We start from the raw sequence: 1,436 nt of genomic DNA on the forward strand, positions 1-1,436 counted from the left end.
AATCGGGAATCGGGAATCGGGAATCGGGAATCGGGAATCGGGAATCGGGAATCGGGAGTCGGGAATCGGGAATCGGGAATCGGAAACAAATCCTGTGTACCTCATTACTATGATAAATGCTATAAATCCTGTTGATGGTTAACTGTTGACAGTTGACTGTTATGTTTCCGTTGATACTAGTTCTGGTCTCCAAACATAACTGTCACAAAAGTTTACAATTACTAATGTTGAAGGATTGGAGCCACGGTGTATAACTGAAGATGTAAATCCGGGTAAAGGCTCTAATTTACTAGATTTGCGTGAGCTACAACACCACCCCCGCTGATCATTCAGCTGCTATACGCAAACAAAATTGTTAACTTTTTTAAATTAAACTACACATAGCAGATGGAGCTTACTGAATTTATAGAACGTTCTATTGGACGTTGGCGATCGCAACGCAGCGGTCATCACTTAGCGTTTAGTCACTTTGAGGAAATACGGTCAACTATTGATATCGTTGCCCTTGAGGCTGATGACTCAGCTGTGATTGACATTTGCAAACTATACAACATTGATCCCACAACTGCCTTGCATCCCTTTCGCATGAGTTGGGAAGGTGAATCAGATTGGGATGAAGACGACATCCAGTCTGGAAGTTGCGTTCTAGTCCCTATCCCCGATCCTGAAAACCCCGATCGGGGAAAACTCCTCAGAGAGCAAGGCTATGCTGAGACAATTGCAGCAGTGGGCAACTATCACCTAAGTAAAGATGGTACCTTCACTTTGTTAACGGAGTATGACCGAGCAGCTGCTGAAGAACGGATTTGGTTTGCCACACCAAATCTACGTTTTCGGGTGTCCTTGATTAAAACTAGTTCTGGTCAAGGGGTGACTACAGCCTCGTTTTCTTCAGAAATCCGTGACCTATCCCAATCGGACTGAAAGTGACCCGGTTGAACAGTTAAGGTCATAATTTAGATTTTTTTTATCTTTTTTAACCCTAAGTTTTCAATAGATTAATACACCAATGTTGTCTAGTACTACCGATAAAACTACTAGTAATTTACTCACTCTAGCTAGTTGGATGGCTGGAGATTTTAGTAACCAAAAACAAGCGATTGATAATCCTCAGCTTTACGCTCACATTCATGTTTTCTTTAGGCCCTTACCCTTTGATTTCTTTTCGGGTATTGGTTTCTACTCTGAGCAAGCCTATGACTACGATCTTTGGAGTCCCTACCGTCAGGGAGTGCATCGCCTGATTGATAAAGGTGATCATAGTTATATAGAAAATTACAGCCTTAACGATCCAATTCTTTATGCCGGGGCGGCGCGAGAGCCAGATATTCTCAAAACCATCACCCCTGATGTTATAGAACGTCGCTACAACTGTTCAATGATTTTCTGGCGAGAGGGTGACATGTTTCGCGGCAGTGTAGAACCTGGTTGCCAGT

2 protein-coding genes are annotated in these 1,436 nt (G+C 43.0%); both read left to right on the forward strand.

Annotated elements, in window-relative coordinates:
• The first annotated feature begins 387 nt into the window (after positions 1-387).
• On the forward strand, positions 388-924 hold the full coding sequence (locus F6K38_RS41835; protein WP_008184568.1) for a phycobiliprotein lyase: 537 nt from the start codon (positions 388-390) through the stop codon (positions 922-924).
• A gap of 85 nt (positions 925-1,009) precedes the next feature.
• Positions 1,010-1,436: chromophore lyase CpcT/CpeT (locus F6K38_RS41840; RefSeq protein ID WP_287360734.1), on the forward strand; the 427-nt coding region annotated here is incomplete at its 3' end.

Source organism: Moorena sp. SIO3B2, from assembly GCF_010692525.1.
GTDB lineage: Bacteria > Cyanobacteriota > Cyanobacteriia > Cyanobacteriales > Coleofasciculaceae > Moorena > Moorena producens.

Excerpts from the sequence above, each read along its gene's own strand:
- F6K38_RS41835 (WP_008184568.1), top strand. The coding sequence starts at position 388 with ATGGAGCTTACTGAATTTATAGAACGTTCTATTGGACGTTGGCGATCG.